Source organism: Shimia sp. R9_2 (assembly GCF_017743735.1).
Taxonomy (GTDB): Bacteria; Pseudomonadota; Alphaproteobacteria; order Rhodobacterales; family Rhodobacteraceae; genus Shimia.
Genome location: NZ_JAGHRO010000004.1, coordinates 163,394 through 179,889, shown reverse-complemented (window position 1 = coordinate 179,889; position 16,496 = coordinate 163,394). Strand labels below are relative to the sequence as shown.

General features: G+C 59.4%; 13 protein-coding genes. 5 read left to right on the top strand and 8 right to left on the bottom strand.

Annotated elements, in window-relative coordinates; genetic code table 11:
* Positions 1 to 37: 37 nt before the first annotated feature.
* A complete protein-coding gene (locus tag J7400_RS11800; protein WP_209063401.1) occupies positions 38 to 481 on the bottom strand; it encodes a MarR family transcriptional regulator in 444 nt (147 codons plus the stop codon).
* A gap of 102 nt (positions 482 to 583) precedes the next feature.
* Between J7400_RS11800 and J7400_RS11795 the strand changes: the two genes are divergently transcribed.
* Positions 584 to 2,014, top strand: coding sequence for a multicopper oxidase domain-containing protein (locus J7400_RS11795; protein ID WP_209063399.1), 1,431 nt, complete (start codon positions 584 to 586; stop codon positions 2,012 to 2,014).
* A gap of 57 nt (positions 2,015 to 2,071) precedes the next feature.
* On the opposite strand, the gene J7400_RS11790 is transcribed toward J7400_RS11795, so the two are convergent.
* The 4 genes from J7400_RS11790 to xylF form a co-directional block, all read right to left on the bottom strand.
* Entirely contained in the window at positions 2,072 to 2,998 is a 927-nt protein-coding gene (locus J7400_RS11790; RefSeq protein ID WP_209063397.1) for a glucokinase, read from the bottom strand.
* 51 nt (positions 2,999 to 3,049) lie between these two features.
* Positions 3,050 to 3,814 (bottom strand): ATP-binding cassette domain-containing protein, encoded by a 765-nt coding sequence (locus tag J7400_RS11785; RefSeq protein ID WP_209063395.1) that lies wholly within the window; start codon positions 3,812 to 3,814, stop codon positions 3,050 to 3,052.
* 22 nt (positions 3,815 to 3,836) lie between these two features.
* Positions 3,837 to 5,102 carry a sugar ABC transporter permease gene (locus J7400_RS11780; protein WP_209063393.1) on the bottom strand — a complete coding sequence of 422 codons (1,266 nt, stop codon included), beginning with the start codon at positions 5,100 to 5,102 and terminating at the stop codon, positions 3,837 to 3,839.
* Positions 5,103 to 5,247: 145 nt separating this feature from the next.
* Positions 5,248 to 6,261, bottom strand: coding sequence for a D-xylose ABC transporter substrate-binding protein (gene xylF / locus J7400_RS11775; RefSeq protein ID WP_209063392.1), 1,014 nt, complete (start codon positions 6,259 to 6,261; stop codon positions 5,248 to 5,250).
* 209 nt (positions 6,262 to 6,470) lie between these two features.
* Between xylF and J7400_RS11770 the strand changes: the two genes are divergently transcribed.
* Together J7400_RS11770 and J7400_RS11765 are read left to right on the top strand one after the other, a co-directional pair.
* Positions 6,471 to 7,664, top strand: coding sequence for an ROK family transcriptional regulator (locus J7400_RS11770; protein WP_209063391.1), 1,194 nt, complete (start codon positions 6,471 to 6,473; stop codon positions 7,662 to 7,664).
* On the top strand, positions 7,654 to 9,195 hold the full coding sequence (locus J7400_RS11765) for a CRTAC1 family protein (protein WP_209063389.1): 1,542 nt from the start codon (positions 7,654 to 7,656) through the stop codon (positions 9,193 to 9,195). The genes J7400_RS11770 and J7400_RS11765 overlap by 11 nt, the downstream gene beginning before the upstream one ends.
* Before the next feature lie 18 nt (positions 9,196 to 9,213).
* On the opposite strand, the gene J7400_RS11760 is transcribed toward J7400_RS11765, so the two are convergent.
* From J7400_RS11760 to xylB, 3 genes are all read right to left on the bottom strand, one after another.
* A complete protein-coding gene (locus J7400_RS11760) occupies positions 9,214 to 10,515 on the bottom strand; it encodes a cytochrome c peroxidase (protein WP_209063387.1) in 1,302 nt (433 codons plus the stop codon).
* An 81-nt stretch (positions 10,516 to 10,596) separates the two neighbouring features.
* Complete coding sequence (gene xylA, locus J7400_RS11755) at positions 10,597 to 11,901, bottom strand: xylose isomerase (protein ID WP_209063384.1); 1,305 nt, start codon at positions 11,899 to 11,901, stop codon at positions 10,597 to 10,599.
* Complete coding sequence (xylB, locus tag J7400_RS11750; protein WP_209063382.1) at positions 11,898 to 13,352, bottom strand: xylulokinase; 1,455 nt, start codon at positions 13,350 to 13,352, stop codon at positions 11,898 to 11,900. The genes xylA and xylB overlap by 4 nt, the downstream gene beginning before the upstream one ends.
* A gap of 273 nt (positions 13,353 to 13,625) precedes the next feature.
* Here xylB and J7400_RS11745 point away from each other — a divergent pair, with 273 nt between their 5' ends.
* Positions 13,626 to 16,076: a heavy metal translocating P-type ATPase gene (locus J7400_RS11745; protein WP_209063380.1), complete on the top strand. Its 2,451-nt coding sequence runs from the start codon at positions 13,626 to 13,628 to the stop codon at positions 16,074 to 16,076.
* Positions 16,073 to 16,459, top strand: a complete 387-nt coding sequence (gene cueR / locus J7400_RS11740; RefSeq protein WP_209063378.1) for a Cu(I)-responsive transcriptional regulator — start codon at positions 16,073 to 16,075, stop codon at positions 16,457 to 16,459. The genes J7400_RS11745 and cueR overlap by 4 nt, the downstream gene beginning before the upstream one ends.
* Positions 16,460 to 16,496 lie beyond the last annotated feature (37 nt).

Genomic DNA, 16,496 nt, shown 5'->3' with positions numbered 1-16,496 from the left:
GCAGCTTAGGCTGCGCCTTTTTTGTTTGGGGTGGGGATCACTTATCGCTGGCGAGTGTGATCAGGTGCCGACGCAGGCTTTCCTTGCCATCTGAACCGATAGCCTCACCTATCTCGGTTTCTATTCTTCGAATTTGCTCTGCTGCGATCGTGCGCCACCGGTGGCCCTTGGGCGTGATGGAAACGAGCTTGTCGCGTTTGCTATGAGGATCAGGCTGCACTGTGATCATACCGTGACCAATCAGACGCTCTACGGCCTGCTGCGCTGCCTGCCGCGAAAAGCCCATCTCGCGGTGTATTGTCGACAGTTTTACGGTGCGCCCCCGCAGTTGTGCAAAAACCCGAATGTCTGCCGGGCGCACATCTGCAAACTCTGTCTCTGCGCGTGCCTCATCCATTTCAGCATTCCAGCGCGCGATCAGCGTCATCATCATGCCTTTGATGTTTTGCCCGAGAAAGGCGTCGTCTTTTTTATCAATCACGGTTGACAAATCACTTCTTGCTACCTCTATATCAACCATAGTTGACGTTCTTTGGGGGTTTCAATGGATCGTAGAACTTTCTTGAAGTCCACTGGAGCAGGAATGCTTCTTACCGGTGGTGGTCTCGGCTGGGCACAGCCTGCGATGCGTCCACTTCCACTCATCCCTTTGACTGACTTAACGGGTGGGATCGAAGATCGAGTTTCTCTCTCCCTGGGCTTAGGTCGTCATGATTTTGGAACCGGGACTGCGAGTGACACCTTTGGGATCAATAACGCCTACCTCGGTCCCGTTCTGAGGGTGAAGCAGGGGCAGACGCTTCCTTTTGATGTCGCCAATAATATTGGTGATACCTCGACAATTCACTGGCATGGGCTGCACATTCCCGGAGATGTCGATGGCGGACCTCATCAAGAGATCGCGCCCGATGCCGTTTGGTCGCCGGATGTCCCGATTGTCCAGCACGCCTCAATGAACTGGTTGCATTCGCACATGCACGGCAAGACGGCACGTCAGACCTACAATGGTCTGGCGGGTGTTCTGCTGGTCGAAGATGACGCCAGCTTGTCGGCCGACCTCCCCAAGACCTACGGGGTGGATGATTTCACGCTGGTCCTGCAGGACAAGATGTTCGACGCAAATGGGCGCATGACATATGAGCTGTCCGCAGCCGTCTTTGAGGACGGGTTTGAAGGGGACACGTTGGTGATAAACGGAGCCATCGCCCCTGTTGGTCAGAATGTACCTACGGGTCTTGTCCGGCTGCGCATTCTGAACGCCTGCAATGCGCGGTTTCTCGGGCTTTCGATGGAAGCCGGGCCAATCACCGTGATTGCATCAGATGGCGGGTTTCTTGCGGCTCCGGTTGCTGTTGAGAGCATTTTGATGTCGCCGGGCGAACGTTATGAAGTGTTGGTCGATATGAAGACCTTTGAAACGAACACCTTGAACGTGAACCTGAATGGGGACGGCGGTGGTTTCTTTGAAAACCTCTTTGGCGGAGGTCAAACCGTTCCAGCTCTGTCGCTTACCCGCACCGCAGACAAAGGGTTTGATGGGGCGATGCCGACGCAATTGGCCAACCTTGAACCACCAAAGCCGGAGGATGCCACTGTTACGCGCTCTTTCCAGTTAGAAATGGATGTGGGAGCCGACTTGGCGGCGCTCGCTCTGGCGTGGGACAATTTTTGCGGCGATGCTGGGGCAATGGCAATCAACGGCCAGCCAATGAAAATGGATCGGATCGACGAAGAGGTGCGCAAAGGCGATACCGAGATTTGGCGTATCTCGGTGGATGACCAATTACATCCATTTCACATACATGGGTGTTCTTTCCGCATCCTCAGTCAAAACGGTGCCCCGCCGCCAGCATATGCCGCTGGTTGGAAGGACATGGTTCACGTGGAAGAAGGGTGGTCGGAGGTTCTGGTCCGGTTTGACTATGAGGCCACGAAGGACGCGCCTTATATGTATCATTGCCACATCCTTGAACATGAGGACTGCGGAATGATGGGGCAGTTCACGGTCAGTTAGATATTGGTGGTGTCAAACACATAAAGCCGTGGGTAACCCTTACAATCTGACAAAGCTTCAGCGCGCGGTTTGCACCAAATGCTGCAGGCAGCCTTGCAGGGCTGCGGCGTCGTCGGTGATGACGCTGAGCGGAATGGTGGCTGGGGCGACGATGCCGGGGCCATCGGATTCCAGTGTCTCTACAAACAGCGGTAGGGCGCGGCTGCCGAGAACGCCTCGGGCGGCGCTGCCGGCGAAGACGATGCCGTCACGTGGCAAGTATTGGTGGATCAGGGCGCGGGTGAGGTAGGCCAGCGCTTTAGTGAAGAGCTCTACCGTGACTGTCGCGGCAGCGTCCTTTGCCTCATAGGCGGCGATGATGCTGCCACCGTCCAGCGCTGCGCCGCTCAGAAGACTGTGCAGACGTTCAAGGCCGGGGCCGCAAAAGAGGTCTTCGACGGTTTTGAGGGGGGCGGCCCCTTCACCGAGGGCGTCTTGCATCAGCTGGCCAATGCTGTGGGGCACTTCGGCGTGACCGAGCTCGGCCTCAATCACCAGAGTATCGCCGTGGCGGGTCTGTTTGGTGAGGCTGACGTTAAAGCCCGTGCCCAGACCCGTGACCAGAGATTGACCATTGGTGGGGGCGACGCGGGTGCCAAAGATATGTTCAGGCGTGATGCGGGGCAGGGCATAGCCAAGGGCGGCAAGATCATTGATCAGCTCGGCACGCGCCGCGCCGGCTTGTACGCCAAAGCCTGCGGCAGAGAGCGCCCAATTGCGGTTGGTGAGGCGGCCTTCGCCCGCCTGCACGGGGCCAGCGATGGCGATGCAGATGCCATCAAGGTGACCGGTTTTCTGGGTCGTGAGGAAATGCGCGAGGACAGCGTCAAAGCTGTCAAAGTCGTCATTGCGGGCGCGCAGTATCGTTTCCTGGTGCACGCCTTCCGGTCCGGCCAGTGCCAGACGGGTGTTGGTGCCTCCGATATCGCCGACAAGGTAGGTCATGCGCCCGCAACTTTCTTGGTTCATCTGTTTTGGTTCGTTTAGCGAATTTATTCAGCCCTGAACAGGGACGCCCTCTGGACGTTTGCCCAGGATGATCATGCCCAGCAGGTCGTCATCGGTGACGTCTTTCACGTCCACCGTGCCCACAAGCTGGCCGTTTTTCATCACCGAGGCGCGGTCACAAAGCTCCATGACATCGTGGATGTCGTGGCTGATCAGGAAGATGCCGATGCCTTCGGCCTTAAGCTGCTGGATCAGCTCAGACACCATCTGGGTCTCATGCGGGCCAAGGGCGGCGGTCGGTTCGTCCATGATAAGGATCTTGGCGTCAAAATAGACCGCGCGCGCAATGGCAACCGATTGGCGCTGACCACCCGAAAGGGCAGAGACAGGCTCGGAGAACTTCTGGAAGTTCGGGTTGAGCTTGCCCATGATCTTGCGGGTCTCGGCCTCCATCGCGTCGTCATCCACAGTGCCAAAGGCGGTGGTGAGCTCGCGCCCCAAGAAGAGGTTGGAGGCCGCATCGAGGTTATCGGCCAGCGCAAGGGTCTGGTAGATGGTCTCGATGTTGTATTTACGCGCATCACGCGGGTTGTGGATCTCTGCCTTTTCACCGTTGATGTAGATCTCGCCGCCGTCAGCCTGGTAGGCGCCAGACAGGATCTTGATCAGCGTAGATTTGCCTGCGCCGTTGTGGCCCAGAAGGCCAACCACTTCGCCGGGGTGCAGATCAACAGAGACATGGTCGACCGCTTTGATTCCACCAAAGGAGATGTGGATGTCGCGCATGTCTACGAGAGGGGTTTGCTTGTCCATAATAGAACTCCTTATGCGCCGGTTACGCGCCAGTACGGCGGCGGTAGACGATGTCGACATAGACGGCGAAGACCAGAACGATGCCCACAACGATGTTTTGCAGCGGGGCGTCCACACCCACAGAAGCCATACCCGATTGCAGGGATTGCATGATCAGGGCGCCGATGACCGCACCGTAGATGGTGCCTGCTCCGCCTGCCAGAGCTGTGCCGCCGATCACGGCTGCTGCGATCACGCGCAGCTCGTCCAGTGTGCCGAGGCCCACGTCTACCGCGTTCAGGCGGGCTGAGGCGATGATGGAGGCGATGCCGGTCAGTGCGCCCATGAGTGCAAAGATCTTCACGGTCAGCAGGCGCGTGTTGATGCCGGAGAGCTCTGCCGCTTCAGGGTTGCCGCCGGTGGCGTAGACATAACGGCCAAAGCGGGTGCGGGTGGCGACGATGGTCATTACAATCGCGACACCCAGAAGGATCACAACAGGGATGGCAACACCGTGGTTCCAGACCAGACCGTCGGTGTATTCGATGCCCTGTGCTTCGGTCATGCGGCGCATGGCGCCTTTGGGGATTGGGTAGCTGTTCATGATCCAGACAAAGCACATGATCAGACCGGCCGCGATCGCGATCAGGACGCCTTCGGCCCAGACCGGCTTTACGGTAAAACCGTGGCTCGCCTTGTTGCGGCGGCTCATCAGCATGAGGGCGACGGCCACAACGGATGCAAAGATGCCAAAACCCCAGCTGAGCGTTTCGCCCAAAGTGCCTTCTGCGCCGCCGCCAAGGAGGCGGAAGGTCGGATCAAGCGGTGCTTGGGTCTGGCCTTTGGTGACCCACCACATGGCACCGCGATAGACGAGGAAGCCACCCAGGGTCACGATGAAGGCTGGCACGGTGAGATAGCCGATGATCCAGCCTTGAAACGCGCCCAGCAGCGCCCCCATGAACACCGCGGCAAACACAGCGATGATCCAGATCGACCAATGGCCGAGGCCAACAATCTGTGGCAGCCATTGCACCTGAAGCGCGGCGACGGTCATGCCGATGAAGCCCAGCATCGAGCCGACGGACAGGTCGATGTTGCGGGTCACGATCACAAAGACCATGCCGGTGGCCATAACGGCGACAGAGGCGGTTTGGACCGAGACGTTGAAGAAGTTACGTGGAGACAGGAAGCGGCCATCGGTGAAGATGCCGAAAACAACCCAGATCACCACAAGCGCGCCGATCATGCCAAGCAGGCGGACATCCAGCCCAAGCTTGTCGATCAGGTTTTTGGCTTGTTTTTGCATTGTGCGTTACCTTTTTGAGCGCCGGAATTTGGGTGTACAGGACCAGCCTGTGCGACCCGGGCCGCGACAGCAAAGTCTTTTGCAGTTGTGTGGGGGGGGGAGTGAGGTGTGCCCCCCTGACGGGTCAGGAGGGCAGAGTGTCAGATCAGTTGCAGGCGGCGTTGGAAGAGCCTACGCAGAGCACGTCTTTGGCAATCCAGCCAGCGTCCAGAACAACGTTCAGGTTGTCGGCGGTGACAGGCACCGGTGCCAGGAACATGGAGGTCATTGTGGTGCCGCCCGGGGATGTCCAGTCGGAAGCACCGTCAACCGCTTCGCCTTTGGCCAGAGACACAGCGATCTCGCCAGCCGCTGCGCCAAGTGCGCGTGCGTCTTTCCAGACAGACACGGTCTGGGTGCCGGTGGCAACGCGGTTCAGAGCGGCATGGTCACCGTCCTGGCCGGAAACCGGAATGCCTTCCATGCCTTGAGCGGTCAGAGCAGCCACAACGCCACCAGCGGTGCCGTCGTTAGAAGCCACAACCGCGTCCACTTTGTTGTCCACGGAGGTCAGGATCTGCTCCATGTTGCGCTGTGCGTTGGCTGGAACCCAGCCGTCGGTGTAGGCTTCGCCAACGATCTTGATGTCGCCGGAGTCAATTGCTGCCTGCAGCACTTCCTGCTGACCGCCGCGCAGGAAGTCTGCGTTTGGATCGGTTGGGGAGCCTTTGATCATCACGTAGTTGCCCTTTGGCATCGCTTCGAGCACGGCGCGGGCCTGCATGCGGCCAACTTCAACGTTGTCAAAGGTCAGGTAGAAGGCGCGACTGTCTTCGATCAGGCGGTCATAGGCAACGACAGGGATCTCTTCGTCAGCTGCGGCCTGCACGGCTGGGCCAACAGAGGAGGCGTCCTGTGCAAGGATGATCAGCGCGTCTGCGCCCTGAGCAATCAGGCTTTCGATGTCAGACAGCTGCTTGGCAGAGGAGCTCTGCGCGTCGGCGGAAATATATTTGGCGCCAGCTGCGTCCAATGCGCTTTTGATGGCGGCTTCGTCGGTTTTCCAGCGCTCTTCCTGAAAGTTGGACCAGCTCACGCCGATTACCAGATCTTCGGCAAACGCCGCTGTGCTCATAAAGGCGCCGGCGATGATGGCCGTCGCAGAAGCGAATAGTTTCATGGTTTCCTCCCAAAGGTTTTCCCCGGCGGTGGCCGATGTGAATCGGTTTTGCTCCGGGTTGACCCATTGTTAGCAAAATAAATTTGTAAATCAAATTAATTCAGCTAAGCTTGCATGAAGGCACAGAACGCCGCCATGGTGGTGGGCCAGTTCAGCGCTGTATTCCACGACCGGAATGACGCAATGCCTGATGGGAGGGAGGTCCGTAAATGTCTGTTAATCAGAGGGAAATTGGTCGCCGTGTGCTGCTGGGAGAAATCCGCAGACATCAGCGCATCCCGCGGATCAACCTCAGTGAGATTACCGGCATTAGCAGAGCGACCGTGACCACGATCACTGCAGAGTTGTTGCGGGAAGGATTGATTGAGGAGGTCACCAGCGAATCTCCTGACAAGGATGCGCGCCGGGGACGGCCCAAAGTGGACCTTAAGATTCGCGGTGCGGCGCGATTGATTGCCGGGGCGAAGATCTCAAACCGGACGGTGTCTTTGGTGCTGCTGGATTTTGAGGGCAATCAGCTGGCTTCCCATGAGGCGGAACTTGAACATGCGGTGCAACCCGCCAAAGACTTGGCGGACATTCTGGCTGAACTGGTCGAGGCTCTGGCGCAGAAGATCGACAAGTCGCTGACAGATGTCGCGGGGCTTGGGCTTGGCATTGCGGGCATTGTTGATGCGCCACAGGGCTTCGTGCATTGGTCGCCGTCTTTGAGCACGCGCAATGTGCAGTTTGGTTCGGTTCTGGAAGCAGCGCTGGGCATTCCCGTATTTCTGGACAACGATGCCAACCTTGTGGCGATGGCGGAGAAGAGTTTTGGCCTGGGGCAGGGGCATCGCGATTTTATTGTGGTCACCATCGAGAGCGGTGTGGGGATGGGGATCGTCATCAATGATGAGATCTACCGAGGGACGCGCGGCTGCGGTGCGGAATTTGGCCACACCAAGGTGCAGCTTGAGGGCGCTTTGTGCCGCTGTGGGCAGCGGGGGTGCCTTGAGGCTTATGTTGCGGATTACGCGCTGATGCGTGAGGCGATGATTGCGACCGGTGAAATGGCCGAGCGGCAGGTGGTGGATATTCTGGCCTCCGCCAAGCAGGGCGATGAGGTGGCGGCCTCCATTGTGGAGCGCGCCGGGCGGATGTTTGCAATGGGGCTGGCCAATCTGGTGAACATCTTTGATCCGGAACTGATCATCCTTGCCGGAGAGCAGATGCAATCCAGCCACCTTTACGCCGAAGAGGTGATTGATGCGATGCGCAAGTCGATTGTGCAAATCGACAAGGCCCCACCGGAGGTGGTGATCCACAAATGGGGCAACCTGATGTGGGCGCGAGGTGCGGCGGCCTATGCGCTTGAAAATGTTTCGGAAACCGCGCTGCAGGGGATGGTAGATCATGTTGGATAAGCTTGTGACAGGCTTGGCTGTGTTGGCGGCAAGTGGTGCTGGGGCAGAGGTGAAATTTGCGCCGGTGGATGTGGCGCCGCACAGCTATGATGGCGGCTGGGAGTTTTTTGTCGGCGGGGGCGTGGCCGCCTTTGATTGTGATGGCGACGGGCTGTCGGAACTGGTGGCGGCAGGCGGGGTAAACCCACCTGTGTTGCTGCGCAATCGCAGTGACCTTGGTGGCGCTGTGGTGCTTGAAGCGACCTTGCCTGAGGCACTGAATATCACGGAGATCACCGGGTTTTATGCGCTCGATATCAATGGCGACGGGTGGCAGGATCTTGTGGCGCTGCGCGTCGGAGAGAACAAGCTGTTCAAAGGCGGCCCTAAATGCAGTTTCACACCTATGGATGTGCCGGGCTTTGAGGGCGGCGATGCCTGGACCACGGCGTTTTCGGCCACTTGGGAGGGCGAGAACGCACTGCCCACGCTGGCCTTTGGCAATTATGTGGATCGGGAAAATCCGGATGGGCCGTTTGAGGCCTGTGATACAAACGATCTGTTCCGACCTGATGGCGAAGGCTACGCACACAGCGCGTTGGAGCCGGGTTTTTGCCCTCTGTCGATCCTGTTCTCAGATTGGGGGCGCAACGGGCGTGCTGATCTGCGGATGAGCAATGACCGGCACTATTACGTGCGCGGCGGGGCGGAGCAGCTTTGGGCGATGGAGGCCACACCGCGGCTCTATGGCGAGGCGGACGGCTGGGCGACCCATATGCTTTGGGGCATGGGGATTGCCGAACGTGATCTGGATTTTGATGGCGTGAGCGAAGTGTTTCTCTCGTCCATGGGAGATCAGCGCCTGATGCGGCGCACGGATGGGGCGCTGCCGACCTATGAAGATGTGCCCTATGCGCTGGGCACCTCGGCGCATCGGCCCTATGTGGGCGATGACGGGCGGCCCTCAACCGGTTGGCATATCGCCTTTGGGGATGTGACCAACGATGGGTTGGATGATGTGTTTATTGCCAAAGGCAATGTGGAACAGATGCCGGATGCGGCGATGGAAGATCCCAACAACCTGTTGATCCAGCAGGCAGATGGCAGTTTTGCCGAGCAGGGGAGCACTGCTGGGATTGCCACATTGGCGCGCAGTCGTGGGGCGGCCTTGGTGGATCTGAACGGTGATGGCTTATTGGATCTGGCGGTGGTCAACCGACGTGCGCCGCTGGAGGTGTATCAGAACGTCAGCGAAGCGGCGGGCAACTGGCTGTCGCTGAGTCTGCAGGATGACGGGCCAAATCGCGATGCGGTTGGCGCGGTGATCGAGTTGCAGGCCGGAGAGCGGGTCTACACCCGTGAGATCACACTGGGCGGTGGCCATGCAGGCGGCGTGTCTGGCGCGGCGCACTTTGGGCTTGGAGAATCTGAGGCCGCGAAGGTACGGGTGATTTGGCCTGATGGCGCGGTGGGGGCTTGGCAAGAGGTGCCCCTAAATGGGCACTGGCGGATTGAGCGCGGTGCCGGACTAGTTGTCTGGCCAAAGAGCTGAGCGGGGCGGCTTTCTCGATCAGTTGTCGAGCGGCAGACCTGAGGGAACTGATGTGGGCACGCCGAGGCGACCTTTGATCGCGTCATAGTCCGTAAGACTTTCCAGGAATGCGAGGATTTGGGCGACCTCTGCATCTGAAAGCGACACCGAAGGCAGATCGCTGGCCTGGGCGATTTGGCTGACTTCAGGAGCGTCGTTCATCAATTTGAAATCATTTGAAAATGTTCCGTCAGAGAAGGTGGCCGCCGCAAGGGTGTAGGCGCTGAGCGAAGCTTCCGGGCTCAGGTGGTGGCGCACGATGCCTTCGAGGCTTGTGAAAGCCCCGTTGTGCCCATAGGGGGCAGTTTGCGTGATGTTGCGCAGCGATGGTGTGCGGAAGCGATAGAAATCCTCGGCTGCACCGGTCACGCGACCGCGACCGACGTCGCGATTGTGACGTTCAAAGCGGGCAGCCTTGCCCGGGCCGATCTGCGGCAGGGCGATGGCGTGGAAGCCGTGATCGGTCTGGAATTGGCCGCTGTGACAGGTGCTGCACTGTGCCTTGCCGTAAAAAAGCTCCATGCCGGCGGTGGCATCCTCGGGGAGAGGCGTGCCATCGCGCAGATAGGCGTCGAAGGCGGAGGCATCTGCGCGCCATTCAAAGGCGATGAAGGCCGCCATGACATTGGCGATGTCGTGGAACTTGATTGGTTGCGCGCCAATGACGTCGTCAAATGCCGTGCGATAAGCGGGGATGGCCTCTACGCGTTTGGCCAGTATGTCCCAGGCACCTCCGGGGCCGGTGAGGCGACCGAGGCGGACAGCTTGAGAAACATCGTTTTCGGAGTAGTGCCCGGCCATTTCGTCGCCTGATAGCACAGGGAACATGGCTTGGGCGGCGAGCGCATTGTCAAAGCCCATTTCCATTTCGGCGCCCAGCGGGGTGCGGATGCCAGAGGGGCGGGTTGGGTCGTCTTCCAAGCGCCCGTCATGGAAGAAGACGTTAAATTCCGTAGCGCCGAGATTCCACAGTGCGGGGGCGTTGCGTGGGATGCGTTGCTCTGGAGGATTGTCCGGATTGATTTTGCGGTTGAGCCCAAGGCCGGTTGCGCCGTCGCCGAGCCCCAATGAGACCCCATCAGAGGTGCCGAGATCTGGATGGTGGCAGGAGGCGCAGGAGACAGATTTGTTTCCCGACAGAATGGGATCATAGAAAAGAAGTTGGCCAAGTTTGACCTCCGCCATGTCCTGTTCCGGGAAGGTCGCATCTGCTTTGGGCAGCGGTGAAGCGTTTGCCAAAGCGGGCAAGATGGCGACGGTGCAGAACAGGAGATGGCGCATGGCTGATCTTCCTTGGCTGTGTCTCTCCCCACCTCGTAGGGCAAGGTGAGGAGAGTGGTTAAATTTTATTTAAACAGCATCTTAGACGAAGCGGTTCACGTAGTTTTCAAGGATTTCCTGACGGCCTGATTTGGGCGCAGGGTTGATTTTACCGCTCATCACATCGGCGAATGTGCTGTCCAGATCACCGGCGAGCATGGCTTTGGCTGCATCGCTTTCCCAACCGGCGTAGCGTTCGTTGAGCGCTTGTTCCAAGCCGCCGTCCTCAATCATCGCTGCCGCCGCTTTCATGCCACGGGCGCAGATATCCATGCCGCCCACATGGGCTGCGATGAGGTCTTCGGCATCAAGCGACTGGCGGCGTAGCTTGGCGTCAAAGTTGGTGCCGCCTGTGGAGAAACCGCCCACTTTCAGGATGTGATAGTAGGACAGAGCCACCTCGGGCACGTTGTTGGGGAATTGGTCGGTGTCCCAGCCGGACTGGTAGTCGTTGCGGTTCATGTCGATTGAGCCCAGCACGCCAAGGGCGGCGGCGGTGGCGATTTCGTGTTCAAAGCTGTGACCGGCGAGGATCGCGTGACCTTGTTCTAGGTTCAGCTTCACCTCGTTTTCAAGACCGTATTTCTGCAGGAAACCATAGCAGGTGGCGGCGTCAAAATCATATTGGTGCTTGGACGGTTCCTGAGGTTTGGGTTCCACCAGAATGGCGCCCTCAAAGCCGATCTTGTGCTTGTAATCCACCACCATGTTGAGGAAGCGGCCCATGTGATCAAGCTCGCGCCCCATGTCGGTGTTGAGCAGGGTTTCATAACCTTCGCGGCCGCCCCAGAGCACGTAGTTTTCACCGCCCAGACGTTTGGTCGCGTCCATGCAGGTTTTCACGGTGGCGGCAGAATAGGCAAACACTTCCGGATCGGGGTTGGTCGATGCGCCTGACATCCAGCGGCGGTGGCTGAACATATTGGCGGTGCCCCAGAGCAGTTTGATTTTGCGTGTGCTCATCTTTTCTTCAAAGTAATCAATGATCTCTTCGAAGTTCTTCAGGCTTTCGGCAAAGCTGTCGCCTTCGGGGCGCACGTCTGCGTCGTGCCAGCAGAAGTAAGGCTGGCCGAGAATGTCAAACATCTCAAAGGCGGCATCTGCTTTGACTTTGGCCATGTCCATGCGGGTTTGCGGATGCCAGGGGCGCTCAAAGGTCTGGCCGCCAAACGGGTCGCCGCCCTCCCATGCAAAGGAGTGCCAATAGGCGATGGCAAAGCGCAGGTGATCCTCCATGCGTTTGCCCATAACAACTTCATCGGGGTTGTAGTGGTGGAAAGCCATTGGATTGGTGCTGTCGGCGCCCTCAAACTGGATGGGGGCGATGTCTTTGAAGAAGTCGGTCATTGTGTCAGGGCCTTTATGCCGGGGTAAGTTTTGACGAAGGCAGCGTAGGCCGCCTCGTAAGCGTCGCGCAGCTCAGTGCGCGGGGCGATCGTGGTTGCGATGTCGGGTTTGGTCATGATCTCTTCGGGTGCGGCGCCGGTGGTGGCGCAGATGGCAAGGCGGGCGGCCCCCAAGGCTGCGCCAAATTCGCCCGCTGCGGGCAGGGAAATCGGCAGGTTCAGAAGCGTGGCGATGAGTTCGACCCAATAAGGCGATTGTGCGCCGCCGCCGATGGCGATTAGGCTGTCGAGCTCTGCGCCCGTGGATTGGAGGGCCTCGTAGTTGTCACGCAGGGCAAAGGCCACGCCTTCGAGCACCGCTTGTGTAAGCGCTTCGGGGCCGGAATTTATGTCGATGTTGAGGAAGCCGCCGCGGATTTCGGCGTCATTGTGCGGGGTGCGCTCGCCAGACAGGTAGGGCAGGAAACGGATTTGGCCGGGGCCTGTGATGCTGTTGCCCAAGGCGCTGGTGAGGTCGGCTGGGCTTTGGCCCAGATTGTGGGCCAGCCAGTTGAGGCTGTCGGTGGCCGCAAGGATCACTCCCATCTGATACCAGCGGCCCGGAATGGCGTGGCAGAAGGTGTGCACAGCGCTTTCGGGTTTTGGCGCATAAGCGCCGCGCCCGGTGAGCAGCACGCCGGAGGTGCCAAGGGAGACAAAACCGTCCCCTTCGTTCAGCGCGCCAATGCCACATGCGGCGGCGGCGTTGTCTCCGGCCCCTGCGGCGACGATCACGCCCTTGGGCAGGCCAAGTTCTGCGGCGATGTCGTCGCGCACCACGCCGATGGCCTCTGAGCCTTCAAAAAGTTTGGGCATCCGATCGGCGCGCATGCCGGAAGTTGATAGCAGCGTGTCTGACCAATCGCGTGCGCCAACGTCGAGCCAGCTGGTGCCCGCGCTGTCAGACATGTCCGAGGCATAGATGCCGGTGAGCCAGAAATTCAGATAGTCCTTTGGCAGCAGGACTTTGGCGGTTTTGGCAAATGTCTCAGGCTCATTGTCGGCGACCCAAGCAACTTTGGGGGCGGTGAAGCCCGGAAAAACCATGTTACCTGAGAGCATGCGTACATGATCGGTGGTGTCCAGACGGGCGGCCTGATCGACAGAGCGGGTGTCGTTCCACATCATGCAGGGGCGCAGAGGCCTACCGGTTTCGTCCAGCAGGTTGGCGCCGTGCATGTGGCCTGAGACGCCGATGCCTTTGATCGCGGCAACCTCATCAGGGAAATCGGCAGCCAGTTGGGCGAAGACCTCTTTGGCGGCGCGGGTCCAGTCAGATTGCGCCTGTTCGCTCCAGCCAGCATGGGGGCGGGCGGTGTCATAATGCGCCTCACGCGCGGCGATCACATTTTGGCTCGCGTCAACCAACAGCGCACGCAAGCCAGACGTGCCCAGATCCAATCCCACAAACATGGGGGTCCTCCCTAAGTCTCCTCGACTTAATTTTTGCGTCAAATTAAATTGGAGATCAAACAGAAAATTGCGGTCGGCGCAGTTTTCATTGCGTGTAGGTTCGCAGGGAGTGCCAAAAATCAACGGGTTGTTGATCAATATCAATGTGTTGGGGGCTCTTAGGCGCAATTCGTGGGCAAACGACATGCTCTGCTAAGTGGCCTTGACCTTCCACTTACTGGAACCTTTATATCCCTTAGTGGCGGGTGACGCCGACTCAGAAAAGACAGATCCATGCAAACACTGACCTTTCATCTTGACGGCCTGAACTGTGCCGCATGCGTTTCACGTGCTGAAAAAGCCTTGGCGAAGACTGAAGGGGTGCAATCTGCAGAGGTCAATTTGGCCAATGAGAGCGCACGTGTGGTGGTGATGGAAGGCGGCACCGAAGCGGTTTTGGGGGCCTTGAAGGACGCGGGATATCCAGCGCGTGTTCGGTCGGTGACCTATGATGTGGCGGGTATGAGCTGCGCAGGCTGTGTGCGCCGGGCTGAGGCGGCTCTGTCCGAAACGCCGGGCGTGGTGGCGGCCAACGTGAACTTTGCCAGCGAAACTGCGACCGTTGAATATCTCGAAGGTGAGGCCACGCCGAGCGAGATTGCGGCACGCAGCACCAAGGCGGGCTACCCTGCGCGGCTGCAGGAAGAGGGTGCCGAGGAGGTCGATCACAAGGCTGACGAGGCGGCGAAACTGAAGCGCGATGTGCTGATCGCTGCGGCGCTGGCGTTACCGGTGTTTGTGACCGAAATGGGCGGGCATTTGGTTCCGGCGCTGCATCATTGGTTGATGGCCCAAGTGGGGATGCAGGCGCTCTATCTGATGCAGTTTGCGCTGACGTCGGCTTTGCTGATCGGGCCGGGGCGACAGTTCTACGCCAAAGGGTTTCCGGCGCTGATCAAAGGTGCGCCAGAGATGAATTCGCTGGTCGCTTTGGGCACCAGCGCGGCCTATTTTTTTTCTGTGGTCTCAACCTTTGCCCCCGGCTTGCTGCCTGCGGGCACCGCGCATGTCTATTATGAGGCGGCAGCGGTGATTGTGGTGCTAATCCTTACTGGGCGCTGGATGGAAGCACGCGCCAAGGGGCGAACGGGGGAGGCGATCCGGCAGTTGATGGGGCTTCAGCCGCGGGTGGCGCGAGTGGAGCGCAAGGGCGCGGTGCAGGAGATTTCCATTGATGCCGTGGCTGTGGGGGACGTTTTGCATTTGCGGCCCGGCGAGCGTGTGGCCGTGGATGGGCGCGTGATTGACGGGCAATCCTTTGTGGATGAGAGCATGTTGTCAGGTGAGCCGGTCCCGGTGGCGAAAGCTGCAGGGGATGCGGTGATTGGTGGCACGATCAACGGGCAGGGCGCGTTGCGCTATGAGGCCGAGAAGGTCGGGCGGGACACCATGCTGTCGCGGATCGTTGCGATGGTGCGCGAGGCGCAGGGTGCGAAGTTGCCGATTCAGGCGCGGGTGGATCGCGTGACAGCGGTGTTTGTGCCGGCTGTGATGGCTGTGGCGGCACTGACCTTTGGGATCTGGATGGTGTTGGGGCCGAGCCCGGCGTTCGGCCATGCGATTGTGGCGGCTGTGGCGGTGCTGATCATTGCTTGTCCTTGCGCCATGGGGCTGGCGACGCCGACCTCGATCATGGTGGGCACGGGCCGCGCAGCACAGCTGGGCGTGCTGTTTCGCAAAGGGGATGCGTTGCAGAGCCTTCGTGATTGCAATGTGGTGGCCTTTGACAAAACTGGCACGCTGACGATGGGCCAGCCGGAACTGACGGATGTGGCGCTGGCTGAAGGGTTTGAAGAAGCAGATGTGCTGGCACTTGTTGCGGCGGCAGAGGCCTCCTCGGAACATCCTTTGGCGCAGGCTTTGGTGCGTGCGGCAGAGACGCGCGGGCTGGATGTGCCACGTGCCACGCGATTTGAAGCGCAGGTTGGCATGGGGATTTCTGCTGAGGTGTCTGGACGGTCTGTGTTGGTCGGTGCGGCGCGGTACATGGCGCAGGAAGCGGTTTCCTGTGCGGCGTTTGAGACGCAGATTGAGGATCTTGCATCAGGTGGGAAAACACCGATCTGTGTGGCGATCGACGGGCGGGCTGCGGCGGTGCTGGCTGTGTCTGATCCGATCAAACCCGGCTCGGCAGCAGCTGTTCATGCGCTGCATGACATGGGCTTGAAGGTGGCGATGATCAGCGGCGACGCGCGTGGCACAGCGGAGGCTTTGGCCGCGCACTTGGGGATTGATCATGTGGTGGCCGAAGTTCTTCCGGATGGGAAAGTGGCCGCGCTGGAAGAGCTGCGCGCGCGCTTTGGCAGCCTGGCCTTTGTTGGGGATGGCATCAATGATGCACCTGCATTGGCCAGCGCGGATGTCGGACTGGCGATTGGCACGGGCACGGACGTGGCAATAGAGGCGGCAGATGTGGTGCTGATGTCCGGCGACGTGGGCGGTGTGATCAACGCCTTTGAAGTGAGCCGTCGCGTGATCCGCAATATCGGGCAGAACCTGTTTTGGGCCTTTGGCTACAACGTTGCGCTGATCCCGGTGGCCGCAGGCATTCTGGTGCCCTTTGGTGGGCCTGCTTTGTCGCCTATGCTGGGGGCAGGGGCCATGGCGCTGTCCAGTGTGTTTGTACTGTCAAATGCGCTGCGCTTGCGCCGTGTTGCGCCGGTTTTGCGGGAGGAGGGCGCATGAACATCGGAGAAGTTTCCAAACGCTCCGGGCTGCCCGCGAAGACGATCCGTTATTATGAGGACATCGGCTTTGTGACGCCCGCGCGCGGAGAGAATGGATACCGCAGCTTTTCAGAAACGGACCTGCATAAACTGGCGTTTCTGGGCCGGGCGCGGGGGCTTGGGTTTTCTATTGAAGACTGCCGGACGCTTTTGGCGCTCTATGAAGATCAAGGGCGGGCGAGTGCCGATGTGAAGCGTGTTGCGGAGCGGAATTTGATGGAAATTGACGCGAAGATCGCCGATTTGCAGGCGATGCGGGCGACGTTGAGCCATCTGGTGGAGAGCTGTGCAGGGGATGCACGACCGGATTGCCCGATCCTGGAAGATTTGGGGAGATCTTAGATCACCCCGGAAATAAGGCCGCCCTGTTTGGCGGCCT

Coding starts and splice junctions, on each gene's coding strand:
- J7400_RS11795 (WP_209063399.1), top strand. CDS start 584: ATGCTTCTTACCGGTGGTGGTCTCGGCTGGGCACAGCCTGCGATGCGT.
- J7400_RS11790 (WP_209063397.1), bottom strand. CDS start 2,998: ATGACCTACCTTGTCGGCGATATCGGAGGCACCAACACCCGTCTGGCA.
- J7400_RS11785 (WP_209063395.1), bottom strand. CDS start 3,814: ATGGACAAGCAAACCCCTCTCGTAGACATGCGCGACATCCACATCTCC.
- J7400_RS11780 (WP_209063393.1), bottom strand. CDS start 5,102: ATGCAAAAACAAGCCAAAAACCTGATCGACAAGCTTGGGCTGGATGTC.
- xylF (WP_209063392.1), bottom strand. CDS start 6,261: ATGAAACTATTCGCTTCTGCGACGGCCATCATCGCCGGCGCCTTTATG.
- J7400_RS11770 (WP_209063391.1), top strand. CDS start 6,471: ATGTCTGTTAATCAGAGGGAAATTGGTCGCCGTGTGCTGCTGGGAGAA.
- J7400_RS11765 (WP_209063389.1), top strand. CDS start 7,654: ATGTTGGATAAGCTTGTGACAGGCTTGGCTGTGTTGGCGGCAAGTGGT.
- J7400_RS11760 (WP_209063387.1), bottom strand. CDS start 10,515: ATGCGCCATCTCCTGTTCTGCACCGTCGCCATCTTGCCCGCTTTGGCA.
- xylA (WP_209063384.1), bottom strand. CDS start 11,901: ATGACCGACTTCTTCAAAGACATCGCCCCCATCCAGTTTGAGGGCGCC.
- xylB (WP_209063382.1), bottom strand. CDS start 13,352: ATGTTTGTGGGATTGGATCTGGGCACGTCTGGCTTGCGTGCGCTGTTG.
- J7400_RS11745 (WP_209063380.1), top strand. CDS start 13,626: ATGCAAACACTGACCTTTCATCTTGACGGCCTGAACTGTGCCGCATGC.
- cueR (WP_209063378.1), top strand. CDS start 16,073: ATGAACATCGGAGAAGTTTCCAAACGCTCCGGGCTGCCCGCGAAGACG.